The sequence below is a fragment of the Natrialbaceae archaeon AArc-T1-2 genome, assembly GCF_030273315.1.
In the GTDB taxonomy this organism is placed as follows: Archaea; Halobacteriota; Halobacteria; order Halobacteriales; family Natrialbaceae; genus Tc-Br11-E2g1.
In genome coordinates, this window is record NZ_CP127174.1 from 2,086,836 (window position 1) to 2,112,632 (window position 25,797).

A 25,797-nucleotide genomic window follows, 5' to 3' on the forward strand; every position below is an offset into this window, starting at 1 on the left:
GGAACGGTAAAAGCTACCGAACTGTCAGGCGATCACCGCCGTAGCCGCCTCGAGTGCGAGGTCGACGACGGGGCCAAAGCCGGGCAACAACAGGACGGTCATCACGGCGGCGAAGACGACCGCCGCGTAGATACCGGTCGGCTGAGAGAGTGTGTCTCTCCCCAGTACCGGCTCCTCGATCCAGACTGCCTTGACGAGCCGCGAGTAGTAAAACAGCGAGAGCGCGCTGTTTACCACCAAGGCGGCGGCGAGGACGAGCATGGCGGTCGACCCGACCCCGATCGCGCCGGTGAAGAGGAAGTACTTGCTCCAGAAGCCGGCAAACGGCGGCACGCCGGCGAGACTGAACATGAACACCGCGAGCGCGGCCGAGGCGACCGGCGCCTGGGAAGCGAGGCCGTTGTAGTCCCCGAAGGTGCGGCCGACGCCCCAATACTCCGCCAGCGCGACGAACAGGAACGCACCTGTGTTCATAAAGCCGTAGACGAGCAGGTGCATCATCGCCGCACCCATCACGAACTCGCCGCCGTCGGCGGTCAGGCCCGCCAGCCCGATCAGCACGTAGCCGGCGTGGCCCACCGAGGAGTACGCCAGCATCCGTTTGACGTTCTCCTGGGTCGCCGCGGCGAAGTTGCCGACGGTCATCGTCACGAGCGCCAGGATCGCGAATGCGAGCGTCCAGTCGACGCCCATCGCCGAAAGCGGTTCGATCGGTAGCGCCGTCGTGAACACGCGGAAGGCGATCACGAAGCCGGCCGCCTTCGAGGCCGAGGACAGAAACGCCGCGATCGGCGCGGGTGCACCCTCGTAAGCCTCTGGCGCCCAGAAGTGGAAGGGGACGCTCGCGGTCTTGAACGCGAAGCCACCGATCATCATCAACACGCCGAGTCCGAGCAAGCCGCCGAAGTCGGGATCTAGGTTGGCGGCGATCGCCTCGAGCTGGAGGTGGCCGGTCGCCCCGTAGACCAGCGAGATCCCGTAGACGAAAATCGCCGACGAGAGCGCCCCGATCAGGAAGTACTTCAGCCCCGCCTCGACGCTGCCGCGGTTGTCCTTCAGGATCGCGACCAGCGCGTAGGAGGGGAGACTCGCGAGTTCGAGCGCGATGAAGATCGTCACCAGGCTGTTCGCGGCAGCCATCGTCGACATCCCGGTCGCTGCGAGTAAGACGAGCGAGTAGTACTCGGCCTGGTAGGTGTGATCGCGCATGTAATCGTAGCTGGCGACCGCGACCATCACGGTGACGACCGCGACGACGATCATGAAGTAAAGCGCCAGCTGGTCGACGACGAGTTGTCCGGGGTCGCCAAAGAGGTGGAGCTCGCCACGCCCCTCCGGCAGCGGCCTGCCGACGTCTGCGACGACGAACCAGACGGCGGTGGCGAGCGAGACGAGCGAGCCCGCAGTCGCGATACCTGCCAGGACGGGTCGGTTAGTCGAGTGGGGATCGATACTGTCGTAGACGAACAGGACGAGCGCCGTCAGCGCGAGCGCAAGCGCCGGGGAAAGCGCCGTCCACTCCGGCAGCTGTATCGGGTCCATCAGCTATCACCTCCCTGAAGGATCGGGTCGACTGCGTCTCTGATCATCTCGAAGATTAGCTCGGGTGCAACGCCGAGTGCGATGATCAGTCCGAGCAGGACGAACATCGGTGCGAGGTCGTGAAGCGGTGCACGGCCGATCTCGTAGTCGGTCTCGAGCTGGAAGGGGCCGAAGACGGTCCGCTGGAGTGCAAAGAGCAGGTAGCCGGCGACGACGACGATACCGAACATTGCAAGCCCCGTAAACAGGGGTGCGTACGCGAGCAACTCGGAGCCGAAGGCTCCGAAGAAGATGAAGTACTCGGCGGCGAACCCGGACATAAGCGGCAGTCCCATGTAGCCGAAGGCACCGGCGACGAGGACGCCGACGGCGACGGGCATCCGATCGGCCAGTCCGGACATGTCGGTGACCATTCGCGTGTGAGTCGCGTTGTAGATGACCCCAACGGCCATGAACATCAGCCCGGAGATCAGGCCGTGAGAGACCATCTGGAAGGTCGCGCCGCCGACGCCGTACTGGGTGTACGCGATCAGTCCGAGGATGACGTAGCCCATCGAGGAAACCGACGAATAGGCGACGATCCGTTTGAGGTCGGTCTGGGCGAGTGCGAGCAAGGCCCCGTAGATGACGCTTACCACTGCGATGGCGGCGATCGGGATCGAGTACGCGGCGACTTGCTCCGGGAACATCGTGAAGTTGAACCGAAGCAGGGCGTAGGTTCCCATCTTCAACAGGACGCCCGCGAGCAACACCGACGCGGGCGTGGGAGCTTCGACGTGGGCGTCGGGTAGCCAGGTGTGGAACGGAACGACGGGCACCTTCACCGCGAAGCCGAGGAACATCGCGACGAAGACCACCGATGCGAGCGTCGAGCCCGCGATGCCGGCGAACTCGCCGGGGCCTTCCGTGAGCATCGCCGACGCGACCTCGGGCAGGGCAAAACTCGTGACGGCGTCGCCGAGTCCGAACACGAGCGCGACGAAGGCACCAAACATCACGAGCGAGGCCACGTTCGTGTAGACGAAGAACTTGATGGCAGCGTATTTCCGGCGCGGACCGCCCCAGATACCGATCAGCAGGTACATCGGGATCAACACGGCCTCCCAGAAGATGAACCACAGGAAGAAATCTAACGCGGCGAAGACGCCGATCAGGTTCGCCTCGATGAAGAGCACGAGCCCGTAGAACTGGGACTCGCGTTCGTCGATCGGCGTCCAGGAACTGACGATCGCAAGCGTCGTGAGGATCGTCGTCAACACGACGAGCGGCAGGGAGATGCCGTCGAGGCCGACGAACCACGAGATCGTGTACTCGCCGAGCTGGATCCACTCGAGTTGGCTCTCGAAGGCGAGGTCACCATCGAGCAAGGCGTTTCCGCTACCGTCGAACGTTGCGAACAGCCACAGCGACAGCGCCGCGGGAACGAGACTGATCGCGAAGGCGAGTTTGCCTGCGATGCGATTCGGTGCAACGAACGTGACGAGCGCGCCAACTAACGTGGCCGCGATGAGTGTCTCGATCATCATAGGAACCACCCTCCGTGAACGCCGAGGACGACGAGCAAGGCCAGAAAGCCAAGCACCAGCAGGGCCGCGTAGTTCGTCACGACCCCGGTCTGGATCCGCTTGATCCAGCCGCTCCCGAACAGGCTCACGCTCGAGACGCCGTCGACGACGCCGTCGATGATACCCTGATCGAAGCGATCAGCGCCGCGAGCGATCGGCAGGGAGACGTCACGGGCGAGCCAGACCTGGTACTCGTCCTGGTAGTAGTTGTTCCGCAGGAGGTCGTAGACGCCGCCTAGCTTCTCGGTGTGGCGGGTCGGTTCGGGAACGTTGTACAGCGCGTAGGCGGCGAGCGCACCGGCGACTGCCAGCCCGAGACCGAGCGCGGCAGCCACGAGCAGCGTGACGGTCTCGGAGCCGGCTATCACGCCACTCTCGAGGGCGGCCGTCTCGCTGTAGGCCGTGTAGGTCAGCCCCTCGACCGCGCCGTACTCGCCGTCGAGCCAGAACTCGAGGTAGGTGATCTCCGCGCCCGTGAGTTTGTACACCGGTGCGAGGTTCGCGACGCCGGCGACGAGTGCGAGCACGCCGAGTGTCACGAGCGGGAATTTGACGCTCCAGCCGACGGGGTGTGGATCCGCGGCCGCCTCGGACCGGGGCTCACCGTGGAAGGTCAGAAACACCATCCGGAAGGTGTAAAAGCCGGTGAAGAAGACGGCGAGCAGCCCCATCGCGTAGGCCGCGAGGATCAGGGGATGCTCTAAGCCGACGATCAGGGCGTCGAAGAGGATCTCGTCTTTCGACCAGAAGCCCGAGAAGGGAACGATCCCCGCGAGCGCGAGCGCACCGGCGAGGAAGGTGTAGTAGGTGATGGGCGCTTTCTGCTTCAGGCCCCCCATCTTCCACATGTCCTGTTCGTGGTGCATGAGGATGATGACGGCCCCGGCACCGAGGAACAGCAAGGCCTTGAAGAAGGCGTGATTCATCAGGTGGAAGACCCCGGCGACGTAGCCACCGACGCCGAGTCCGAGCATCATGTAGCCGTACTGGCTGATCGTCGAGTAGGCAAGCACCTGCTTGACGTCGTCTTTGACGACGCCCATCGTCGCTGCAAAGAGTGCGGTGAAGCCGCCGACGAAGGCGATGATCGCAAGCGCGGTCGTCGACTGGGCGTAGTAGCCGAACATCCGGGCGACGAGGTAGACGCCTGCGGCGACCATCGTCGCCGCGTGGATGAGCGCGGAGACGGTGGTCGGACCTTCCATCGCGTCGGGCAGCCAGGTGTGTAGCGGGAACTGTGCGGATTTGCCGATCACGCCGCCCAGCACCAGGAGGCCGGTGACCGTCACCCAGGTCTCGGCGTCGAAGCCAAAGAGGGTTTGTTCGGCCTCGATCGCGTCGGCCGCCGCGTCGACGAACGACGCGTCTCCGGCGAACTGCAGCGTGCCGAACGTCGCGGCGATGGCGACGACGCCGACGAGGAAGAAGTAGTCACCGAAACGAGTGACCAAAAAGGCCTTCTTCGCTGCCGACGGGGCGCTACGCGTACGGAACCAGAAGCCGATCAGGAGATACGAACACAGACCAACGAGTTCGAAGAACATAAACGCCATCAGCAGGTTGTCCGCGAAGACGAACGCGAGCATGCTGAACGTAAAGAGCCCGAGTTCGGCGTAGTACCGCGGCAGGCCGGTCTCGCCCTCGGCGTTCATGTAGCCGAGGCTGAACACGTGCACGAGGAAGGCGATCAACGAGACGATCACGAGCATCAGCGTCGAGAGCGGATCGAGCAGGATACCGAACGTGAACTCGATGCCTTCGACGCCGGTTTCACTCGCCGGATCGCCGACCGCCCACGTGTACAGCGTCTCGTGGTAGATCTCGCCGCCCGCGACCGCGACGAACGCCCAGACGGAGAGCGCAAGCGACGCGGCCGTCGCGACGATCCCTGCGAGTGCACCTTTCTTCGGCATGTACTTCCCGAACGCGAGCACGAGGACAAACGCCACGAGCGGGAACAGCGCGATCGCCGGAGCGAATTCGAATGCACCTGTCATGTTACCACCTCATCGTCGACGGAACCGTGACATCGACGTCACGGAAGTTACGGTACAACACCAGGATGATCCCGAGCCCGACGGCGACCTCGGCAGCGGCAAGCGCCATCGTAAACAGCGCGAACACCTGCCCCGTGAGGTTGCCGTGATAGAACGCGAAGGCGATCAGGTTGATGTTCGCCGCGTTCAGCATGAGCTCGACGGACATCAGGAACATCAGCGCGTTTCGACGCGTCAGGATGCCAAAGAGCCCGATACAGAACAGGGCAAGCGACAGCAGGACGTAGTACTCGACGGGAACGCTCACGCGCGCTCACCTCCCTCGCTGTCGTGACTGTCCTGCCGTCGCGTATCGGTCGGCTCGCCGCCGTCGGTCGCCGGCTGTCCCGCACCGGACTCGCTCGAGGCGCTCGTACTCGAAAGCGCCGTCACGGTCTCGCCTTCCTCCTCGCGTTTGGCGAGCACGAGCGAGGCGTCGAGTGCAGCGTCGAGCACGATAGCTGCGAGCAAGAACGCGACCAGGAACCGCTCGGTGTCGGCGATCGCGCCCTCGGTCGACTGCATCGTCGTCAGATCGAGCATGGCGTAGCCGATCTCCGACGTAATCGAGATGCCGTCGGGATAGCCCTGCATCGCATCGGCCCCGCCAAACGGCGTGTTCACGACGATCAGGGCCGTGATCGCGAACAGGGCAACGGCGAGTACGCCAGGCACCAGCCCCTCGAGTCGCAGTCGCGGTCCGGTCGTCATGTCTGTACCACCTCGGGTTCATCCGGCTGCGTGAGCATCACGGCGAACGTGATGAGGACGAGAACCCCGCCCACGTAGACGAGGATCTGCATCATGGCGACGAACTCCGCCGCCAGCATCACGTAGTAGACCGCGACGCTCATCAGCGTCACACCCAGCATGAGCGCCGAGTGCCACGGGTCCTGCAAGAGGACGACGCCGATCGCGCTGCCCAGCGTGACGACGGCGAACAGCGCGAACGCGATCAGCTCGTATGTCATTGTTCTGGTTTGTCGTGGATGTCCGTTGTCCGTTTCGAGACGGGACGGACCGCCCGCTTACTGGTAGTCGACCTCCCCTTCGCCTTCGCCGACCCACGCGCCCCTGTCGGGCTCGCGTGACTCGAGTGGGTCGATGTCTTTGTACCACGGTACCGCTTTCAGCTGTTCTTTGTTGTAGACGAACTCGCCTTTGGTGTCGGCTGTGAACTCGAAGTTCTGGGTGAGCAGGATGGCGTCGGTCGGACAGACTTCCTCACAGAGCCGACAGTAGACACACTGTCCGATGTGGAGGTTGTACTGTTCGCCGTTTCGCTTGTCGTCCATCACGATCTGGATCGTGTCGTTCGGACAGACGTTCTCACACTGACGACACCAGATACAGCGTTCTTGGCTCCACTTGTGGACGCCCCGGAATCGCGGCGAGACCTCAGGTGCCTCGTCCGGGTACTCGACGGTGAACGTCGAGCCGCCCAGCGCGTGTTTCATCGTCGTTGCCATCGATTTGAGTAGTCCGATCATGCTATGCTATCACCCCAACGATGACGGCGGTGAGTACGAGATTCGCAAAGGACAACACGAGCATTCCCTTCCAGCCGATCTCGATGAGCTGGTCGACACGCACCCGCGGCAGCGCAGAGCGCAGCCACTGGGTGAGCAGGAACACCGCCCAGATCTTGATGAGGAACCAGACGATCCCCGGCAACACCGGACCTGCCGGCCCGCCCAGGAAGATCGTCGCGATGATCGCCCCGCCGAGGAAGATGTGTAAGAACTCTCCGAGGTAGATCAACACGAAGTACACCGAGGAGTACTCGGTCTGGTAGCCAGCGACGATCTCGGTCGGCGCTTCGGGTGTATCGAACGGGTTGCGCCCGACCTCGGCGAAGTTCGCCGCCAGGAACAACACGAACGCGAACGGGTTGACGATCGCGAACCACGCCGGGATCGTCACGCCGGCGATCGTGAACAGCGGTTCGGCCTGAGCCTCGACGATCGTGCTCATCTGTAAGGAGCCGGCGAAGACGACGACCGACATCCCCGTCACCACGAGCGGGATCTCGTAGGCGACGTTCTGTGCGACCGCACGCAGCCCGCCCAAAAGCGAGTACTTGTTCGCCGAGGCGTAGCCGGCCATCACCAGTCCGATGCTCGCGATGCCGGCGACGGCGAAGACGTACGCCAGTCCGACTTCGGGGTCTGCCAGGTGGACGCCACTTCCCATCGGGATGACGGCAAAGCCGAGCATCGCCGAGCCGGCGACGACGATCGGCGCGAGATCGAAGGCGGGCCGGTCGGCGTTTTCGGGGATGATGTTCTCTTTCGCGAGCAACCGGACGGCGTCGGCGACGATGATGAACAGTCCCCACGGGCCGACACGGTTGACCGCGATCCGGTCGGTAAAGGCGGCCGTGATCTTCCGTTTCGCCCACGGTCCGGCGACGCCGGTCATCGCGAGCATCAGGTTGCCGACGATGAACGCGGCGACGAACGCGGCGACCAGCTCGCCGGCGACGCCGTACTCGCCGAGTCCCGTGAGGTCGGCGATCCGTTCGGGCAACAGGTAGGTCTCCAGTGGCCCGACCATCACCGATCCACCTCCCCGAGGACGATGTCGAGACTACCCAGCGAGGCGATCAGGTCCGGGATGTACTCGCCTTCGGTCATCTCCTCGAGTGCCGAGAGGTTGTGGAAACACGGACTCCGGATCTTAAAGCGGGCCGGTTTGTCCGTTCCGTCGGCGCGCATGTAGATTCCGAGTTCGCCTTTCGCAGCCTCGACGGCCCGGTAGATCTCCGTATCGGCGTCGGGCTTGAGCGTCCGGGGAACGTTCGCCTGGATCTCGCGGTCGTCTTCGGGCCACTCCTCGAGTAAGTCGAGACACTGCTCGATGATCTTCGCACTCTCTTCGACTTCCTGCATGCGCACGAGGACGCGAGAGTAGTTGTCCATCCCGTCCTCGGTGACGACGTTCCACGCCAAGTTCTCGTAGTAGCCGTAGGGATCGTCACGGCGTAGATCGATGTCGACGCCCGACCCGCGAGCAACGGGGCCCGTACAGCCGTACTGTTTGGCGACCTCGGGTTCGAGAATGCCGGTGTCGACACACCGGACCTGGAAGATCTCGTTCGAGGTGACTAGGTCGTTGTACTCGGTGACTTTCGCGGGAAGGTCGTCGAGGAAGTCACGAACTTTCTCGAAAAACTCCTCGCGTGGCTCTGGCAGGTCCCAGGCGACGCCACCGAGCCGGAAGTAGTTGAACATCAGCCGCTGGCCGGTGAGATCCTCTAAGATGTCCTGAACGACCTCGCGGTCGCGGAAGGCATACTGGAAGATCGCCGTGAAGTCGCCGTAGACGTCGAGTGCGAACGTCCCGAGCGCAAGCATGTGCGAAGCGATCCGACACAGCTCGGCGCTCATCGTCCGGATGATCTTGGCGTACTCGGGCACGTCGATGTCAGCCAGATCCTCCGCGGCCCGGGCGTAGGCCCACTCGTTCAACAGCCCGGCCGAGACGTAGTCCCACCGATCGGGGTAGGGCATGATCTGGTGACGGTAGGTGCCCTGCTGGCACATCTGTTCTTCACAGCGGTGCAGGTAGCCGATGTCGGGGTCGACGTCGACGATGGCCTCGCCGTCGAGCGTCGCCTTCACGTGGAGGACGCCGTGGGTCGCCGGGTGATGCGGACCGATGTTGAGAAACATCGTGTCCGACTCGGCGTCGTGGTGGTCGGGTTGGATCGGATTCGCGTGCTCGGTCAGCGTGACGATCTGGGGTTTTTCCTGATCGTACTCGAGCGAGAGGGGATGGCCCTGCCAGGTCTCGGGCAGGAGGATTCGCCGGAGGTCGGGATGACCCTCGTACTCGATGCCGACGAGGTCGTAGGCCTCTCGTTCGGCCCAGTCTGCCGATCGGTACACCGGTTCGCCCGTCTCGCTTCTGGGATCGTCGACCGACGTCGGCACGACGACGCTTACCTCCTGGGTCGGATCGGCGTACTTCTTGAGGTGGTAGATCGACTCGTAGCGATCGGCGTACTGCTGGGCGGTGACACACGAGAGATGATCGAACCCCGCCTCGTCTCGCAGGTCGAACAGAACGTCCTGGACTGTGTCGGGACGGATCACGAACCCTGGCGCGTTCAGGTGGTCGTCGCGTGCGAGCGCGCGATCGCCGAGCAGTGCCTCGAGTTCGTCCTCGGTCGTCTCGACCTGTCGCTTGCGCTCGAGTTCCGTGCTCATGGCGAATCAGCCCAGTTGTACCGCATGACGAGGTCATCCTCGTCGATCTCGTCCGCAAGTTTCTGTACCAGTTCGTCCTGGGGTAGGTCGCCGAACTCCTCGAGTTCGTAAGGTTTGACGACGACAGGCGAGGACTCGCCGTTTCGGACCCGCTCTTGCAGTTTGGCGACACCGTAGATGAGCGCCTCCGGTCGCGGCGGACAGCCGGGAACGTGGATGTCGATCGGGATGATCTCCTCTGCGCCTTTGACGACGTTGTATCCTTTCTGGAAGGGGCCGCCGGAGATCGTACACGATCCCATCCCGACGACGAACTTGGGTTCGGGCATCTGGTCGTAGACGCGTTTCATCCGCGGTCCGAACTTCGAGACGATCGTGCCGGGGACGATCATCACGTCGGCCTGTCGGGGCGAGGCACGCGGCACGCCCGCGCCGAAGCGGTCCAGGTCGTGTTTGATCGCGTACGTGTGAATCATTTCGATGCTGCAGCAGGCGATCCCGAACTGCAGCATGAACATCGAGTTGCCCCGGACCCAGTTCATGAACGTGTCGAACTTGGTGAGAATGAACGGCGACGAGCCGAAGGCCTCCCGAAGTTTGGAGTTGAACCGGTCGTCGGGCCCCTCGCCGATGCGAGCGTCTCGCGTCTGTGTCCCAGGGTCGGTACTGTCGTAGATGTCCTGGCGTGGTTCGTTACTCATGGTCTATCAGCCTCCAGATCGACCTGACGGGGGCTCTGTGCCCACTGTACTGCACCGTTGCGCCACGCCCACGCGAGCCCAACGACGAGGATGGCGACGAACAACAACATCGGTCCGAGGGCAGACAGGAGTCCGACTTCCTCGACAGCATCCGCGTAGACGACCGCCCACGGAAACAACAGGACGGTCTCGATGTCGAAGACCACGAAGAGAAGTGCAACCATGTAATACTGGATGTTAAAGCGGATGCGCGTCCCGCCGGTCGGCACCTCCCCGCTCTCGTAGGTGGCGCGTTTACTCGTTTCGGGGACACTCGGCCGCAGGAGATACGATACCGCCATCATCCCGAGCGGTATCAGAAGCCCCACGAGCGCCAGCGCCCCGACGGCTATCCATTCGTTCATCTCTGTACCGTCCCGAAGTTGGCAATCCTCCCATATAAGGGTTGATTCTTTTCGTTTTTGCTGGTATCGGCGTTGCTGGCCAATCTAGGTGGGAAACTATTATCCTACTCGTTCAGGAGAATATTGCTAGCACTGACATATACTGCCAGGGACCCACACTCGGGCACCTGGACGGTCACTCGGAGAACTCGAGCGTTCCCCGGTCGTGCAGTTCCCGGGAGACATCGCCGACCTCGCCCTGCAGGCGCTCGTGGTAGGCCACCAGCCGTTCGCGGAGTTCGTCGTGCTGGCGAGCGAGAATCTGAGCGGCAGACAACGCGGCGTTGAACGACTTTCCTGCATCGACGGCGGTAAGCGGTGCACCCGTCGGCATCCCGATGACGCTGTCGACGGATTTCTCCTGGACGGGGACGCCGATCACCGGCAGCGGGTACGCGATCGAGGCGGTCATGTTCGGCAGGTCGGCGGATTTGCCGCCCGCGCCGGCGATGATCACCTCAAGTCCGCGATCCGAAGCGGTTTCGGCGTAGGCGTACATCAGCCGCGGGGTACGGTGTGCGGAGGTGACGTACGTCTCGAAGGTAAAGCGGGCCTCGGGTGGATTCTCGAAGTCGGTCTGTTCCGCGAAGCCGAGTTCCTCGACGAAGGCGTCGTACGCCCCCCGGCGGCGGCCACCGGTCATCATCGTCTCGAGGTCCGAGTCGCTCCCCATGACGATTCCGACGTCGGGCGTCTCCTCGGTCGGCCGATCCTGCGTCGCTTCCTCGTGCAATCTGTCGATCAGGTCCGAAACGCTGTCTGGCACTGTCATCGTGGTCACTCCTCGGTGAAGGTGACGGCCGATCGTAGTTCGCGTGCGGTCTCAAGGGCGTCCTCGCGCGTCTCTTCGTCGCTTGCAGTCACCGTGACGTGACCCATCTTCCGCAGCGGCCGGGTCTCGCGTTTGCCGTACCAGTGGAGGTGTGCCCGGGAGGTCTCGAGGATGCGGTCCACGTTCGAAAGCGCGGCCGGTCGCTCGGTCTCGACGTCGCCGAGTAAGTTCGTCGAGGCGGTCGGCGACCGGAGTGCAGTCGAGGAAAGCGGCCACCCGAGGACGGCACGGACGTGCTGTTCGAACTGGGAGCTCACTGCGCCCTCGATGGTCCAGTGCCCGGAGTTGTGCGGTCGGGGTGCGATCTCGTTGAGGAGGATCTCGCCGTCGTCCGTCTCGAAGAACTCGATCCCGTACACCCCGCGGCCGTCCATCACCTCGAGGACGTCCTCGGCGACCTCGCGGACACGAGCGGTCGCCGCCTCGCTCGAGCGTGCGGGGACGATCGTCTCCCGGAGAATCTCGTCCTCGTGGACGTTCTCGCCGATCGGAAAGATCGCCGTCTCGTCGTCGCCCTTGACGGCGATCGCAGAGATCTCGCGTTCGAAGTCGACGAACGCCTCGACCATCGCGGGGCCGGCGACGGACTCGAGGGCCGCCTCGGCCTCGGCTTTCGACTCGACGGGGACGTTGCCACGGCCGTCGTAGCCGCCGGTGCGGGCTTTGAGCATCACCGGCGCGCCGTAGTCATCGATCGCCGTCCGGACGTCTCCGGCGTCTTCGACCGCCCGGAACGGCGGGACCGGGATGCCGGCGTCGCGCAGTTCGCGTTTCTGGACGAGTTTGTCGTGGATCGTCTCGAGCGTGGCGGGCCTGGGGTGGACGGGGACGCCCTCGTCCTCGCTCACTCGCTCGAGGACCGTCTGGTCGGCGAGTTCGATCTCGAAGGTGAGGACGTCGGCCCGATCGGCGAGTTCGCGGATCTCGTTCTCGTCGTCGAAGCCGGCAACGATCTGGTCGCGGGCGACCGGCGCGGCGGGGCAGTCCGGCGTCGGATCGAGGACGATCACCTCGACGCCGAGTGGTCCGGCCGCCTCGGCGAGCATTCGGCCGAGCTGTCCGCCACCGACCACGCCCAGCGTCGGCCCGGGCGTCTCGAGCGTCGTCATTAGACGACGGTTCCGGTCGGCGACGCTTAAGGATTCCCAATCCGGGAGTTCCCGAGCCGCGTGCCTATGCTGCCATACTATCACTAACGTTCGTGTAGAATGCCGGGAGAGGGGGCGCTCTCGAGTGCGTTTCCCGGCTCGGGATCGGCCGAGAACGGTACCTCTTTTAGGCACCCACGCAACCGCTTTGGTATGCCCACGCTCGGCCTGGTGGTCGCGGCGTTCAACCGCCCGATCACCGAACAGATGGAGGTGCGGGCCCGCGAGGCCGCCGCCGACGCCGACGTCGAGATCGTGACGACGGTCCAGGTTCCGGGTGCGTACGACGCCCCGCTGGCTGTGGACCGACTCGCCCGTCGCGACGGGATCGACGCCGTCGTCGTCGTCGGCTCGGTGATCACCGGTGACACCGACCACGACCAGGTGATCACCCACGCCGCGGCCCAGCGACTCTCCGACGTGAGCCTAGAGCGTGATACGCCGGTCACTCTCGGCGTTACCGGTCCCGGCATGTCCGCCGCCGAGGCTCGCGAACGCGTCGAGAACGCGGCGACGGCTGTCGAAAGTGCGATCGATCTCGTCGAGGAGCTTCCGGATCCAGATCCAGATTTAGACACAGACCCATGACTATGGACTTTACCGACCGTGTCACCCGAGTCGAACCGTCCGCAACGCTTGCCATCTCCGCGCTTGCAACCGAACTCGAGAACGACGGCGTCGACGTCGTCGACCTCTCGGTCGGCGAACCCGACTTCCCGACGCCGGAGAACATCGTCGAGGCCGGCAAGGATGCGATGGACGCCGGCCACACCGGCTACACGACCTCCGCCGGCATCCTCGCATTGCGCGAGGCGATCGCCGAGAAACTCGCCGCCGACGGCCTCGAGCACACGACCGACGAGATCATCGTCACCCCCGGCGCGAAGCAGGCACTGTACGAGGTCGTCCAGGCGCTGGTCGACGAGGGCGACGAGGTCGTCTTGCTCGACCCCGCCTGGGTCTCCTACGAGGCGATGGTCAAGATGGCCGGCGGCGCGCTCACCCGCGTCGACCTCTCGACGTACGACTTCGCACTCGAGCCCGCCCTCGACGATCTCGAGAAAGTCGTCACCGACGAAACGACGCTGCTCGTCGTCAACTCGCCGTCGAACCCCACCGGCGCGGTCTACTCCGACGCCGCGCTCGAGGGCGTGCGCGACCTCGCCGTAGAACACGACGTCACGGTCGTCTCCGACGAGATCTACAAGGAGATCACCTACGGCGTTTCCCCCACGAGCCTCGGCACGCTCGAGGGGATGGCTGATCGCACCGTGACGGTAAACGGCTTCTCGAAGGCGTACTCGATGACCGGCTGGCGGCTCGGCTACTTCGCCGGTCCCGAAGAGCTCATCGACCAGGCCGGCAAGCTCCACAGCCACTCCGTCTCCTCGGCGGTGAACTTCGTCCAGCACGCCGGCATCGAGGCCCTAGAGAACACCGACGAGGCGGTCGAAGAGATGACCGCGGCGTTCGAGGACCGCCGTGACCTCGTCGTCGACTTACTCGCCGACCACGGCGTCGACGTCGCCGTACCCGAGGGCGCGTTCTACATGATGGTGCCGGTCGCAGACGACGATCAGGCCTGGTGTGAGGGCGCACTCGAGGACGCCCACGTCGCCACCGTCCCGGGGAGCGCCTTCGGTACGCCCGGCTACGCGCGGATCTCCTACGCCGCGAGCGAGCAGCGCCTTCGAGACGGGGTCGAGCGGCTGGCCGAGGAAGGCTACCTGTGACGCCTTTCGCGTCGTAACCAACGCGATTCTGTCAGCGGTCGATACCGACGAATCCGTCCGATTCGAACGCCGACGAGGTGTCGGGTGTTCAATCCCGACGGGTGTACGGACGGACGCGCAGATTCTGACGGTAGCGGCAGGCATATCGCGTTTTTCGACAGCCCGTCGGTCACCAGCTGGATATCGATCCCATCCGTGGATTTATCCGCATTGTCGATAACCATGGCCTATGGAAACGGGAGGGCAGGGCTTCGCGCCGAGGACGATCGCCGGTGTCTACGCGGTCGGCGGTACGACGTGGATCCTGCTCTCCGATAGGGCGGTGGCAACGCTCGTCTCCGACCCCTCCCTGGTTGCGATCGCTCGGACGGTCAACGGCTGGGCCTTCGTCGCGTTCTCGACGGCCGTCATCTACGGACTCGCGGCACAGGATCGACGGTCTCTCGAGCGAACCGCCGACCGTCTCGATCGGGCGGTCCAGCAGACGAGCATTCTCCATCGAATCCTCCGACACAACCTCCGGAACACCTGCAACGTCATCCAGGGGAACGTCCAGCTGTTGCGCGAGCGCGGGGACGACCTCGACGACGAGTGCGTCGACGCGATCGAAGCACAGACGGACGCCCTCCTCGAGATCGCCGAGAAGACGCGACTGTTGCGTGGCGTCGCGAGCGACGATCCGCCGAAGGCGGTCACGGTCGACGTCGCGACCCTCGTCGACGACCGGGTCGACGCCGCCCGCGATCGGTTTCAAGAGGCCGAGTTCCGGGTCGAGACGCCGGCGCGTGCGCCCGCTCGCGTTCATCCGCGGATCGACACGGCGATCGACGAACTCCTCGAGAACGCCGTCGTTCACGCCGACGACGAGCCCGTCATCGAGGTGTCCGTTCGGACGGGCACCGACGCCGTTGAACTCGCGATCACCGACGACGGTCCCGGCCTCCCCAGGATCGAACGGGCCGTCCTCGAGGCGGACGTCGAACGACAGACGGTCCACTCCGAGGGGCTCGGGCTGTGGCTCGTCAGGACGATCGTCACCGAGGGAGGCGGCGACGTACGCGTCGGAGGCGAGGATACGTCTGCCGGGGCCGTCGTCACCGTCGCGTTCGAGCCGCCCGGGGAGTCGAGCGACGGCTGGCTGTAGCCGACGCCCCGATCACGCGTTCGTACACCTCGAGCAACGCCTCGGTCGTCCGGTCGATGCTGACTTCGCGGGCGGCTTCGCGGCCGTTCGACCGCTCGCCTGACTCGAGTACCCGCCGGAGCCCTTCGATCAGCCCCTCGTCGCTGGTGGCGACGAGAGAGGGCGAGACGCCCGCGAGGCGTTCGCGAACGTCGCCGACGTCGAGGCTGACGACGGGCAGGTTACACGCGAGCGCTTCCTTGACCGAGTTCGGCGATCCCTCGCTAAGCGAGGTAAGCAAGAGTGCGTCGGCAGCGTTCATGTACGTCGAAACGGCGTCGTGAGACACGCCGTAGACGGGCTGGAGGCGCACGGGCCGGTCGAACAATCCGTCGACGGCGGTGACCACGCGACGCGCCCGGGGGTAGTTCTTCATCGTCCGGTCGGGAGAGTACGGAAACAGGACGTGGTAGGCGTCGTCGGACCAGCCGACGGCGGCTCGAGCGTCGTCCCGAGACATCGGTTGGAACCGCTCGAGGTCGACGCCGTCGGGGATGACGGGACACTTTCGGCCGAGTCGGGCACGCATCTCCTCGGACATGACGATGACTTCCTCACAGAACGGCACACACGCGCGGCTGATCGGTTCGACCGAGCCGAGCAGGTCCGAGCCCCACAGCGAGAGCACGACCGGGAGCCGACGCTGGGCGAGCGCCATCGGCGCGGTCAGCCCGTAGTGGGCGTGTACCAGATCGTAGCCGTCGCGGGCCGCGGCGACGACGGTCGGGAAAAATCGCAGATAGTCGAGGGGCGTCCGCCCCTCGTAGCCGCTGCCGGGTACCGACAGCGTCTCGAAGGTAACGCCCCGCTCCTCGAGGGCGGCCTGTTGCTGGTTCAGAAACGGCGCGTCGGCGTTCGTCGTGAGCGTGAGCACGTCCATCCGGACACGTGGGGTGGGGCTCGCTCGAGGCTTTGTTAACTGGCCCTTTTCTCGTTGGCGTTCGTGACGGTCCGTTCGAACGGATGGATCGCGGCTGGCCGATCGTCGAATCGATCAGTCGTCGCCGTCGGCCCCCGACCGGACCGGCTCCTCGCGCGGTCGCTCGAGGACGGTCGGACCGCCGTTTCGCGACCCTCCCAGCGTCCGCACCCGGTGGCTCGTCTCCGTCCCCTCGATTTCGAGTGCGTCCCGGCCGTCGAGTACGACCGTCGGGTCGAGAGACTCCCACTCGATCCTCTCGAACTCCTCGTGGGGGGTGACGAGCACGACGGCGTCGAACGATCCCGACGGTATCGACTCGAGTGCGACGGGGGTCGCGCCGTAGTCGGCGGGATCGACGAGCGGATCGGCCGCGAAGACGTCGGCACCGCGTTCCGCGAGGATGGAGACGACGTCGACGCCGGGTGAGGCGCGGGTCTCTTCGACGCCGGCCCGGTAGGTGAGCCCGAGCACGAGCACGGACGCGTCCGCGAGCGTGAGATCGTCGGCCGCGAGTTCGTCGGCGAGGACGGCGACGGTGTGGGCGGGCATCCCCTCGTTTACGTCTCGCGCCGCCCGCGTGACCGGTAACGGTTTCTCGGCCTGGGCGAACAGGAAGTACGGATAGTACGGAATGCAGTGACCACCGACCCCGGGACCGGGGTCGTGGATGTCACAGACGGGCAGCTCGTTCGCCGTCGCGATCGCCTCCCGGACCGACGTCCCGAGGTCGTCTGCGATCCGAGCAAACTCGTTTGCGAGTGCGATGTTGACGTCCCGGTAAACTCCTTCGAAGACTTTGACGGCCTCGGCGGTCGTCGCGCCCGAGACGACGTGTACCTCGTTCTCGGTCAGTTCGTCGTAGATAAGCGCCGCGGCGCGGGTACTCTCGTCGTCGACGCCGCCGACGACTTTCGGGTACGCGCCGCGGATGTCTCGAAGCGCGGTCCCCGTCGAGGTCCGTTCGGGGCAGAACGCGAGCCCGAACGCGTCGGGTTCGAGGCCGCTTTCGGCGGCGAGATGCGGCCGAAGCACGTCGCGACAGGTTCCCGGCGGGACCGTCGACTCGAGGATCACGAGGTCGCCGGGGGCGAGGCCGGCGGCGATGTCGTCTGCGACGGCCTCGACCGTCGACAGGTCCGGCTCCCGGTCGTCGGAAAGCAACGTCGGAACGATGACGACGTGGACGCGCGCCGCGGCGGCCGCCGAGCCGTCGGTCGTCGCTCGCAGGCGGTCGCGCTCGACCTGGCTCTCGAGCGCGTCGGGAAGTCCCGGTTCGCCGGTTACGTGACACTCGCCCGCGTTCACGGCCTCGACGACCGACGGATCGACGTCGACACCGATCACGTCTCCTGCCGTCTCGGCGTACACCGTCGCAAGCGGCAATCCCATCTTTCCGAGCCCGTAGACGGCGACCGGAACCTCGCCGGACGTAAACGCCGCGCGCTTTCGACCCGCGGGCACACTCGAGTCGTACAGGCCAAGCCCAGTCATCGTGCCCGCACCTCGACGCGGTCGCCGTTCGAGACCAGCCGGTCGATCGTCCGAACCGTCTCGAGGGCCCGGACGCCGTCCTCGGCGGTGACCGGCGGCTGTGTGCCGGTCCGAACTGCCTCGAGAAACGACGTGAGCTCCCGGCGAAGCGGCTCGCCGTTTTCGACGCGGGGACGTTCGACGACGCTCTCGTGGCGATACCGCCGTCTGCCGTCGTCGGTGACGTACTCGGGGTACGAATCCCGGTGGACGAGCACCGACTGCTCGAGGTAGTCGACCTCGACGAGACACTCGCGGGCGGTGACGGTGAGTCGGCGGACCTTCTTCTGGGTGACCCGGCTCGCGGTGAGCGAGGCGACGACGCCGTCGGGAAACTCCAGGTCGGCAGTGGCGTAGTTGCCGTCTGCGGTTCCCGTCGCGACGATGGCGTCCGGCTCGGCTCCGAGCAGCGACCGGACGACGTCGACGTCGTGGATCATCAGATCGAGGGAAACGCTGTCGGTGCCGTCCCGGTCGACCGGCGGCCCGAGCCGTTCGGCCTCGATCGCGATCACGTCCAGCTCCTCGACGAGCGACTCGAGCGTCGCCACCGCGGGGTTGAACCGTTCGACGTGTCCGACCTGGAGGACGAGTCCGGCCTCCCTGGCGTAGGCGGCGAGTTCGCGTCCCTCCTCGACGGTGTCGGCGATCGGTTTCTCGACGAGGACGTCGACGCCGGCCTCGAGACACGCACGAACGGTGTCGTAGTGAGCGACGGTCGGGACGGCGACGGTGGCGACGTCACAGCGCTCTACCAGCTCTTCGACTCCGACGGCTTCGGTGCCGTAGTCGGCTGCGACGCGGGCAGCCTGGTCGTCGTCGAGATCGGTCACGCCGACGAGCGTCGCGTCGCGGAGTTCGCTGTATACGCGCGCGTGGTTTTCTCCCATCGCGCCGACGCCGATGACGCCGGCCCGAAGCGGTTGCGGTTCGGAATCGTTCGTACTCGAGTCGAGTCGGGTCATTCGTAATGATCGGCGATCGCGGTGACGACCGCACGTCGATCCTCGTCGGAGAGTCCCGGGTGAACCGGGATGGAGAGGACCTCCTCGGCAGCACGCTCGGCCCGCGGAAAGTCCGACGCTGCCGTGCTGATCGTCTCGTAGGCGGGCTGTTCGTGAATCGGCGTTGGGTAGTACACTGCCGTGTCGATTCCGCGCTCTCCGAGGTGTTCTTTCAGGGCGTCTCTGTCGTCGGCCCGGATCGTGTACTGGTGATAGACGTGGCGATAGCCGTCGGGGACCGTCGGCGTCTCGATCGGCAGGCCGGCGAGTCGGTCGTCGTAGACGGCTGCGTTGTCCCGCCGTCGGTCGGTGAGCTCGGGCAGTCGTTCGAGCTGGGTCCGGCCGACCGCGGCGGCGAGGCTCGTCATTCGGTGGTTGTGGCCGAGCCGAACGTGATCGTAGCCGCCAGCGACGTCGCGGCCGTGATTGATGTAACTCGCTGCGCGTCGGGCGAGGTCGTCGCGATCGGTCGTGATCGCCCCGCCCTCGCCGGTCGTAGCGTTTTTCGTCGGGTAAAACGAGAAACAGGCCGCGTCACCGATCGAACCGACGCGGTCGCCGTCGATCGCCGCACCGTGGGCCTGACAGGCGTCTTCGAGTACGAACAGGTCGTGGTCGCTGGCGACGTCGAGGAGGTCGTCCATCGGGGCCGGTAGTCCGTACAGGTGAACGGGCAAGAGACCGGCCACGTCGTCACGACGGGCGACAATTTCGGCGACTGCGTCGGGATCCAACGTGTAGGTCTCGGGATCGACGTCGGCGAAGACCGGCCGGCCACCGGCCAGACGGATCGCGTTCGCGCTCGCGACGAACGAAAACGGCGAGGTGACGACCGCCTCGCCGTCTTCGAGACCCAGCGCCTCGAGGGCGGCGTGTAAGGCCGTCGTCCCGTTCGAGGTCGCGACGACGTGTTCGGCTCCGCAGTAGTCTGCGAACTCGTCTTCGAACGCCCGGACCTCCGGACCGTCCGCGAGTCGTCCCGTAGCGAGCAACTCGTCGACGCGCTCGCGCGCTTCGGTACTGATTTCGGGATCTGCGATCGGTACGTCCGTCATGGTCACGCGAGCTGGTTCGGCCCCTCGAGGGGGTCCGGAAGCGATCGGGTGCGGGCGGGCGTTCCCATCGCGAGCGTCTCGGGCGGGACGTCCTCGACGACGACCGCGCCGGCGGCGACGAAGGCGTTCTCGCCGACGGTAACCCCCGGCAGAACCGTTGCATTCGCAGCAATCGACGCGCCGTCTTCGATCGTCGGGCCGACGAGGTCTCCCTCGGTCCGAATCGGATACTCGTCGTTCGTGAGTACGGCCCCGGGGCCGAGAAAGACGTTGTTTCCGATCGTCGTCTCGGAGGGAACGTAGACGTTCGTCTGGAGGCTGACGTGATCGCCGATCGTCGTCCGGCCGTCGATGACGGTTTTCGTGCCGACGAGGACGTCGTCGCCGATCGCCGTCTCCTCGCGGACGAGCGCGTCGTGACCGGTCGAAAAATCGTCACCGATCGTCACGTCGCCGTAGACGATCGTTCCGCCTCTGATCGTCGCGTCGTCGCCGATCCGCGTCGGCTCCTCGAAGTCGCCGTAGCCGACCGTTGCCCCGTCGTCGATCGTACAGCCGTCGCCGCTGACGACGTTATCCATCGCTGTCACCTCGTCGATTCTCGACCGCGCGTCGATGCCGTGGATACACTCGAGTCATAGCGGTTCGATACCCGTCGTGGGTGATCGTCCGGACACAACCGGTACCGACGCTTTGTTATCCCCGTCTTGACGGTCACTAGCCTCGAACTACGGCCGGGATTTGGGGTCGATCCGATACCACCAGGTACGTGGTCTCGCCCGCTCGATTTCGGCGGGTTCGCCACGACAACTGCGAAGAAATATTCGTTTTAGCGTCTATCACGGACGCTAACGGGTATAATCCGCTTTCGGAGGGGTAGCAGGTCGATAGTAAAGGACTCATCCAGCACAGTCGACGGTGTGACGTATTCGATCACATCGGGTACGGTGGCGGTCGCGGACGTTCGAGGAAAACCATGACCGACGAGACACTCACACAGGCGAAGCTGTTCGACGTGTTCAGCAACGCCCGACGTCGACAAACGGTCCGGTACCTGAAACGGAATCGCGGCTCCTGTGATCTCGCCCCGCTCGTCGAGCAGGTCGCAGCCTGGGAGAACGACGTCGCTCCCGAGGACGTGACCCGAACCCAACGTCGGCGCGTCTACATCTCGCTGTACCAGACGCACCTCCCCATGCTCGAAGACCACGGTATCGTCAACTGGGACGTCGACAGCCACACGATCGAGCTGCTCCCGGATCCGGCACTGTTCGAGCCGTACCTCGATCGCAACGTCGGCACCCAGCGCGACTGGCACACCCTGTACGCGTCGATCACGGTCGGCGGAGTGTTCGTGTTCACGCTGGCGGCGCTTTCGGTTGGCCCGCTGTCGGCGGCCACCGCGCCGCTGGTCGCGGTTGCGATCAGCATCGCCATCCTCGTCGTCGCGGCCGTCCACCACACGGCCCGTCGGCCCGACGCCGCCCTTCCGCTTCCCGTTCCGTTCCGATAGCGGGTCGAAGGCGCGTATACTGTCGGCTGTACGCCGTGTACGTGTTACACGAAGAGCCGGAAGTAATACGGGCTCACGAAGCCCTCGATGACCGCCGCGAGCGCGAGCAAGAGTCCGACTCCGACGAGCACCCAGAACGCCCGCTCGAGTTCGTCGGCCAGCGTCGGTCGGTCGATCCGTCCTCGAACGGCTCGCCAGCCGACGACGCCGAGGTGGAACCCGAGTGCACCGGCGACGAGAATCGCCGGGATCTCGACGATACCGTGGGGCACGACGAACGCGATCAACGCCTCGAGATCGACCTCCAGACGTGCGATAGCTCCGATGACGACCCCGTTGAACAGCAACGCCACGGCGGCCGGAATCGCGAGGGCGAATCCGCTGTAGGCTGTCGAGAGCGCGACCGTCCAGTTGTTCGCGAAGAACTCCGCCGTCGCAGCAGGCGGGATGTGACCCTCGAGCCGGGCCTCGATCGAGGTCGGGACGACGTCGACGAACGGCTCCGCGGCCGCCCAGCCGAGCCAGAACCCGCCGCCGATGAGCGCAAGCGCGAGCGCGTGAAGACCAGGCGTTGCCCGGACGAACGCCCACAGCTCGTCCCACCCGCGTCGTAGGCCTCTCACGAACTGGGTTCGAAGCGACGATTCGGGCATCGACGGCGGTGCCACCGTCCCCCGATAGTCTCCGTACAGGACCGTCTTCAGCAGATCGAGCGCGGGTAACACGAGCAGGAGGACGAGAAGCGAGGCGACGCTTTCGGCGCCGACGAACGCGAGCGTCGACAACGCCGTCGTGACCCCGACGAGGACGCCGATCGAGACGACGTAGTAAAACGCCGCCGGGACCGGGCGTCGTCTGACGAAGCCGGCGCTTCGTGTTACCGACGCGAAGACGCCGACGGTATCGACGACGACCGCGACCGGTGCGAACGCAAACAGCGCACGAACGACTGCGACGACGACGAGCCACACGAGCCCGCCGAGGAGCACGACGGGCACGGCAAGCAGCTGTTCGCCGGTCGCTGCGGCGACGACACCGGCTGTCAGTGCGGTCGCCGCTCCGATCACGACCGCCGCGGTGAGCCAGAGGACGATCTCGAGAACGTACAACCCGAGAAACGTCAGCCAGTGCCGGCGAGCGCCGGCGAGGGCGGCCACGAGTCCGCGTTCGTCCCGCAGACGTCCATCACAGGCTGCAAGCTGGGCTGCGCCGACGACGGCGTACAGGACGAACGCGACGAGCGCTGCTATCGCCGTCGTTACGGCGGCAATAGCGACGACGGGCGTCGGAAACAACGCCTCGAGCACCGGCTCGAGCCCGTCGATCCAGTCGGCGAACGCATCCGGGTCGGTCTCGGGGTCCGGCGGCTCGAGATCCTGTGCGATCAGTTCCGTTCGGACGGTCTCGAGTCGGCCGGTCGTCTCGAGATAGAAGGCGGCGACGGCGACTCCGAGAAACGGGACGACACGAGCGATCGCGGGAACGGCAGCTCCGAACACGTAGACGGGCAACAGCCCCGCTGGCCGCTGGCGAAGCGTCGCGACGACGGCGCTGACGGCCCTCGAGAGTCTCATATTCCGGTCGTTAAACGACTGGTAAGTTAAGTGACCTGCTCGGCCACGACGCGGTGGCGATCACACGACAGCGATCGACGGCGATCCGACGTCGACGGTCGCGAACGATCACTCGTCATCGGTGAGCAGACCGTCGACGGCGTCGAAGAGGCTGCTCGCCCCGTCTTCGACGTCGTCGATCCCGGCGTCGTCACCGTCTTCGCCCTCGTCGTCGGTGTCTTCTTCCTCGGCTTCGACGTCGTCGGCATCATCGTCTTCGGTTTCGGCGTCGTCAGTGTCTTCATCCTCGGCTTCGGCGTCGTCAGTGTCTTCACCCTCGGCTTCGGCGTCGTCAGTGTCCTCATCCTCGGATTCGGCGTCGTCAGTGTCCTCATCCTCGGCTTCGGCGTCGGCGTCCTCACCTTCGGCTTCGCCCTCGTCTTCGTCGCCGTCGCCTCCATCGACCGTAACCCAGAAGAACGTATCCTCGAGGGCGTTTTCCCGGGTTGGTTCGGCCGGTGGATCGTCGTCGTAGAGGAGCACCACGATACGGACGGTATCGTCCGTCGCAGTCGGTGTGATCGCGCGGTCGATCGTCATCGCTTCGCCGTCATCGACCTGGGCCGGAACCGCCTCCAGGGTGGTTCGATCGGTGACCGTCCCGTCTTCGACCGTCTGTTGTTGGACCACCACCGTGTACTCGCGAGGTTCGCCTTCGTGGTTCTCGATCCCGACGACGACCGGGATGGATTCACCCGGTTCGACGCTCGAGGGGAACTGTCCGGCTACCAGTTCTCCGTCGTCTTCGGTGTACAGACCGAGCTCCGTGAACTCGCTTGCCGACTGTGGTGAGACGAACGCCGCCGCCAGCGTCACGCCTGCAGCGACGATCGCGAGTACGAGCAGAATCGACGTCGCCGTCGCGACGGCACTCTCCCCGCGAGCGCGATAAAGCGGCCCGAGGACTGTCGTTAGTGGGACGGTAAATCGCTCGGCGACGGGGAGTCGGATGCGTCGAACGACGGCGAGCTGTGAGAAGACGATGGCGACGAACGCGAACGCGGCAGCGGCCGATTCTGCCTCCAGCCCCCACCCGGTCGCGGAGAGGACGATGCCGGCGACCGGAACGATCGCGATCGAAAGTGCGAGCGCGAGTCCGAGTCGCTCGACGACGTCGACACCGCGAGGACGCACGTTCGTGATCGACGTCGACCGGCTCCGCCTGGACGCTCGAGGCGCTGCCGGGAACAGGACCGACACGAGTGCGTACCCGGGGAAAAACAGGATGAGCGGGATGGCGGCGATGAACCGGAGTTCGCTGCCGGCGCCGTACGACGTCACGACGTAGTACGCGAGACCTGCCGCGAGCGATACTGCAGCGAGGTCGGTCGGGTACCGGCGTACGGACGCCAGCCGGCTCACCGTCGTCTCTCGAAGGCTCATCGTCGGATCACCGGCTGACGATAGTCGTCATACTGCCGGGAGCTGCTGTGGAAATCAGCTACCATTCTCGAGTCGTCAACCCGATCACGTTTCGTCGGCTTTGTTATGTCCGCGATACCGCCGTATCACGATCTTCCGTCCCGGCGTGATACTCCCGCCTACTCGTCGTGTCCAGCGCAGACGGGTCGAGAGCAAAAGCACTGGTTCCGTCTCCACCGACTCCCATCCGGACCGTAACGTAGCGGTGGTTCCTCACGATTTCAGTGGTTTCGTCGGTACAGGTCTCTCACGCGCGAAAACGCTAAAACTCCATGTACTGTTCTTCCCACTCGCGTCGCTCGCGGATCCGTCGGCGCCCGTCATCGGTGATCGCGTAGTAGTTCGTTCGCCTGTCGAGTTGGCCCTTCTCTACCAGCTCTTTGTTGACGAGTGTATCGAGGTTCGGGTACAGTCGTCCGTGGTTGATTTCCGAACTGTAGTACTTTTCGACTTCTTCTTTAACAGACTGGCCGGACGGTCGATCCGAACCGGCGATCACGTACAGGAGGTCACGCTGAAACCCGGTCAGGTCGTGCATTGCTCAATCACGTAGACCGTTCCGATGACTAGATAATTTGTTATCCGCTTCGTACAGTGATTTCCCCGATCGTTTCATGTTGTATTCAGGGAAGAAAAGTGTCTGGTCTCGTGACTGACTTCCGTTCGTATACGTAGCCGACATCGAATCGAACAGCACCATCAACTAACGCCCAAATTCGGTTGTGCTGGCAGCTATCGGTCGGGACACCGACGGTTTCAGGGCCGCGTACCCTCAGGAATCGGAACCGTCACCGAGCCGTAACTGACGAGAGAGTCGGCGCTGACGTCACGACCGACGGCGAACGATCTCCCCTCCCCTACTGCATCTGGGTCGATCGAACGGACGACGAGCTGTACGCTACTGGCGTTCGTCGGACGAAAAGATAGTCACGTCGATCCCGTCGGCGTCGATGTCGACGCTCAAGTGATCGACGGTCGCCTCGTACGCCGTCGTGTGTGAGCCGTCCTCCTCGAACCTGATACACTCCGCGAGGAGATCGCTCTCGAGGAGATCGTTGATTCGTCGATAGACCGTCGCCGACGAACTGTCAGTTCGGTCGGTCAGCTCGGTTGCCGTCCGCGGTCGTTCGCTCGTCGCGACGAGGATGATACGTGCACAGTCGTCACCGAGCGCGTCGAGCGCGGCATTTCGAGTCGATTCCACCGTCGAGTTGTTTGCCTGTCCGGACATTATCGTCAGACCTACGTGTCGTAGGCGCGGGGGGTTCGCTCCCAGCGGGGAGGGGACTATTCACGGTCGAACGTCGGCCCGTCCGATCATCTCGGCAGCACTTCCAGCGATAT

The 25,797-nt window shown here is 64.9% G+C and carries 26 protein-coding genes; 4 read left to right on the forward strand and 22 right to left on the reverse strand.

Annotated features, from left to right (window positions below; genetic code table 11):
- Window positions 1-24: 24 nt before the first annotated feature.
- From QQ977_RS10705 to QQ977_RS10765, 13 genes are all read right to left on the reverse strand, one after another.
- Complete coding sequence (locus QQ977_RS10705) at window positions 25-1,542, reverse strand: NADH-quinone oxidoreductase subunit N (protein WP_285925742.1); 1,518 nt, start codon at window positions 1,540-1,542, stop codon at window positions 25-27.
- Complete coding sequence (locus QQ977_RS10710; protein WP_285925743.1) at window positions 1,542-3,068, reverse strand: complex I subunit 4 family protein; 1,527 nt, start codon at window positions 3,066-3,068, stop codon at window positions 1,542-1,544. The genes QQ977_RS10705 and QQ977_RS10710 overlap by 1 nt, the downstream gene beginning before the upstream one ends.
- Entirely contained in the window at window positions 3,065-5,104 is a 2,040-nt protein-coding gene (nuoL, locus tag QQ977_RS10715) for an NADH-quinone oxidoreductase subunit L (RefSeq protein ID WP_285925744.1), read from the reverse strand. Before nuoL ends, QQ977_RS10710 begins: the two co-directional genes overlap by 4 nt.
- 1 nt (window position 5,105) lies before the next feature.
- Window positions 5,106-5,411, reverse strand: coding sequence for an NADH-quinone oxidoreductase subunit NuoK (nuoK, locus tag QQ977_RS10720; RefSeq protein WP_285925745.1), 306 nt, complete (start codon window positions 5,409-5,411; stop codon window positions 5,106-5,108).
- Complete coding sequence (locus QQ977_RS10725) at window positions 5,408-5,854, reverse strand: hypothetical protein (RefSeq protein ID WP_285925746.1); 447 nt, start codon at window positions 5,852-5,854, stop codon at window positions 5,408-5,410. The genes nuoK and QQ977_RS10725 overlap by 4 nt, the downstream gene beginning before the upstream one ends.
- The gene (locus QQ977_RS10730; protein WP_285925747.1) at window positions 5,851-6,114 is read right to left on the reverse strand and encodes an NADH-quinone oxidoreductase subunit J; all 264 of its coding nucleotides are present in this window, start codon (window positions 6,112-6,114) and stop codon (window positions 5,851-5,853) included. Before QQ977_RS10730 ends, QQ977_RS10725 begins: the two co-directional genes overlap by 4 nt.
- 57 nt (window positions 6,115-6,171) lie before the next feature.
- Window positions 6,172-6,633 carry a NuoI/complex I 23 kDa subunit family protein gene (locus tag QQ977_RS10735; protein ID WP_285925748.1) on the reverse strand — a complete coding sequence of 154 codons (462 nt, stop codon included), beginning with the start codon at window positions 6,631-6,633 and terminating at the stop codon, window positions 6,172-6,174.
- 1 nt (window position 6,634) lies between these two features.
- Window positions 6,635-7,699: a complex I subunit 1/NuoH family protein gene (locus QQ977_RS10740; protein WP_285925749.1), complete on the reverse strand. Its 1,065-nt coding sequence runs from the start codon at window positions 7,697-7,699 to the stop codon at window positions 6,635-6,637.
- The gene (locus QQ977_RS10745) at window positions 7,699-9,354 is read right to left on the reverse strand and encodes an NADH-quinone oxidoreductase subunit D (protein ID WP_285925750.1); all 1,656 of its coding nucleotides are present in this window, start codon (window positions 9,352-9,354) and stop codon (window positions 7,699-7,701) included. The genes QQ977_RS10740 and QQ977_RS10745 overlap by 1 nt, the downstream gene beginning before the upstream one ends.
- The gene (locus QQ977_RS10750) at window positions 9,351-10,055 is read right to left on the reverse strand and encodes an NADH-quinone oxidoreductase subunit B (RefSeq protein WP_285925751.1); all 705 of its coding nucleotides are present in this window, start codon (window positions 10,053-10,055) and stop codon (window positions 9,351-9,353) included. Before QQ977_RS10750 ends, QQ977_RS10745 begins: the two co-directional genes overlap by 4 nt.
- Window positions 10,052-10,459, reverse strand: a complete 408-nt coding sequence (locus QQ977_RS10755; RefSeq protein ID WP_285925752.1) for an NADH-quinone oxidoreductase subunit A — start codon at window positions 10,457-10,459, stop codon at window positions 10,052-10,054. The genes QQ977_RS10750 and QQ977_RS10755 overlap by 4 nt, the downstream gene beginning before the upstream one ends.
- A gap of 175 nt (window positions 10,460-10,634) precedes the next feature.
- Window positions 10,635-11,264 (reverse strand): AIR carboxylase family protein, encoded by a 630-nt coding sequence (locus QQ977_RS10760; protein ID WP_285928700.1) that lies wholly within the window; start codon window positions 11,262-11,264, stop codon window positions 10,635-10,637.
- Window positions 11,265-11,275: 11 nt separating this feature from the next.
- Window positions 11,276-12,520, reverse strand: a complete 1,245-nt coding sequence (locus tag QQ977_RS10765) for a 5-(carboxyamino)imidazole ribonucleotide synthase (RefSeq protein WP_430540848.1) — start codon at window positions 12,518-12,520, stop codon at window positions 11,276-11,278.
- 111 nt (window positions 12,521-12,631) lie between these two features.
- Between QQ977_RS10765 and ribH the strand changes: the two genes are divergently transcribed.
- From ribH to QQ977_RS10780, 3 genes are all read left to right on the forward strand, one after another.
- Window positions 12,632-13,066 carry a 6,7-dimethyl-8-ribityllumazine synthase gene (ribH, locus tag QQ977_RS10770; RefSeq protein WP_285925755.1) on the forward strand — a complete coding sequence of 145 codons (435 nt, stop codon included), beginning with the start codon at window positions 12,632-12,634 and terminating at the stop codon, window positions 13,064-13,066.
- The gene (locus tag QQ977_RS10775) at window positions 13,063-14,211 is read left to right on the forward strand and encodes a pyridoxal phosphate-dependent aminotransferase (protein WP_285925756.1); all 1,149 of its coding nucleotides are present in this window, start codon (window positions 13,063-13,065) and stop codon (window positions 14,209-14,211) included. Before ribH ends, QQ977_RS10775 begins: the two co-directional genes overlap by 4 nt.
- 229 nt (window positions 14,212-14,440) lie before the next feature.
- The gene (locus QQ977_RS10780; RefSeq protein ID WP_285925757.1) at window positions 14,441-15,355 is read left to right on the forward strand and encodes a sensor histidine kinase; all 915 of its coding nucleotides are present in this window, start codon (window positions 14,441-14,443) and stop codon (window positions 15,353-15,355) included.
- Here the strand turns inward: QQ977_RS10780 and QQ977_RS10785 are convergent.
- The 5 genes from QQ977_RS10785 to QQ977_RS10805 all read right to left on the reverse strand — a co-directional run bounded on the left by QQ977_RS10785 (window position 15,306) and on the right by QQ977_RS10805 (window position 20,486).
- On the reverse strand, window positions 15,306-16,274 hold the full coding sequence (locus tag QQ977_RS10785; protein ID WP_285925758.1) for a glycosyltransferase: 969 nt from the start codon (window positions 16,272-16,274) through the stop codon (window positions 15,306-15,308). The genes QQ977_RS10780 and QQ977_RS10785 overlap by 50 nt on opposite strands.
- Before the next feature lie 114 nt (window positions 16,275-16,388).
- A complete protein-coding gene (locus QQ977_RS10790) occupies window positions 16,389-17,807 on the reverse strand; it encodes a nucleotide sugar dehydrogenase (protein WP_285925759.1) in 1,419 nt (472 codons plus the stop codon).
- A complete protein-coding gene (locus QQ977_RS10795; RefSeq protein ID WP_285925760.1) occupies window positions 17,804-18,811 on the reverse strand; it encodes a Gfo/Idh/MocA family protein in 1,008 nt (335 codons plus the stop codon). The genes QQ977_RS10790 and QQ977_RS10795 overlap by 4 nt, the downstream gene beginning before the upstream one ends.
- A complete protein-coding gene (locus QQ977_RS10800) occupies window positions 18,808-19,950 on the reverse strand; it encodes a DegT/DnrJ/EryC1/StrS family aminotransferase (RefSeq protein ID WP_430540849.1) in 1,143 nt (380 codons plus the stop codon). The genes QQ977_RS10795 and QQ977_RS10800 overlap by 4 nt, the downstream gene beginning before the upstream one ends.
- Window positions 19,908-20,486 (reverse strand): N-acetyltransferase, encoded by a 579-nt coding sequence (locus tag QQ977_RS10805; protein ID WP_285925762.1) that lies wholly within the window; start codon window positions 20,484-20,486, stop codon window positions 19,908-19,910. The genes QQ977_RS10800 and QQ977_RS10805 overlap by 43 nt, the downstream gene beginning before the upstream one ends.
- A gap of 395 nt (window positions 20,487-20,881) precedes the next feature.
- Here QQ977_RS10805 and QQ977_RS10810 point away from each other — a divergent pair, with 395 nt between their 5' ends.
- Window positions 20,882-21,418 (forward strand): DUF7344 domain-containing protein, encoded by a 537-nt coding sequence (locus QQ977_RS10810; RefSeq protein WP_285925763.1) that lies wholly within the window; start codon window positions 20,882-20,884, stop codon window positions 21,416-21,418.
- A gap of 44 nt (window positions 21,419-21,462) precedes the next feature.
- On the opposite strand, the gene QQ977_RS10815 is transcribed toward QQ977_RS10810, so the two are convergent.
- The 4 genes from QQ977_RS10815 to QQ977_RS10830 form a co-directional block, all read right to left on the reverse strand.
- Complete coding sequence (locus QQ977_RS10815; protein ID WP_285925764.1) at window positions 21,463-22,992, reverse strand: stage II sporulation protein M; 1,530 nt, start codon at window positions 22,990-22,992, stop codon at window positions 21,463-21,465.
- 108 nt (window positions 22,993-23,100) lie between these two features.
- Window positions 23,101-24,414, reverse strand: a complete 1,314-nt coding sequence (locus QQ977_RS10820; protein WP_345783332.1) for a DUF1616 domain-containing protein — start codon at window positions 24,412-24,414, stop codon at window positions 23,101-23,103.
- A gap of 301 nt (window positions 24,415-24,715) precedes the next feature.
- Window positions 24,716-24,991: a helix-turn-helix transcriptional regulator gene (locus QQ977_RS10825; protein WP_285925765.1), complete on the reverse strand. Its 276-nt coding sequence runs from the start codon at window positions 24,989-24,991 to the stop codon at window positions 24,716-24,718.
- 360 nt (window positions 24,992-25,351) lie between these two features.
- Entirely contained in the window at window positions 25,352-25,684 is a 333-nt protein-coding gene (locus tag QQ977_RS10830) for a winged helix-turn-helix domain-containing protein (protein ID WP_285925766.1), read from the reverse strand.
- Window positions 25,685-25,797: the final 113 nt, after the last annotated feature.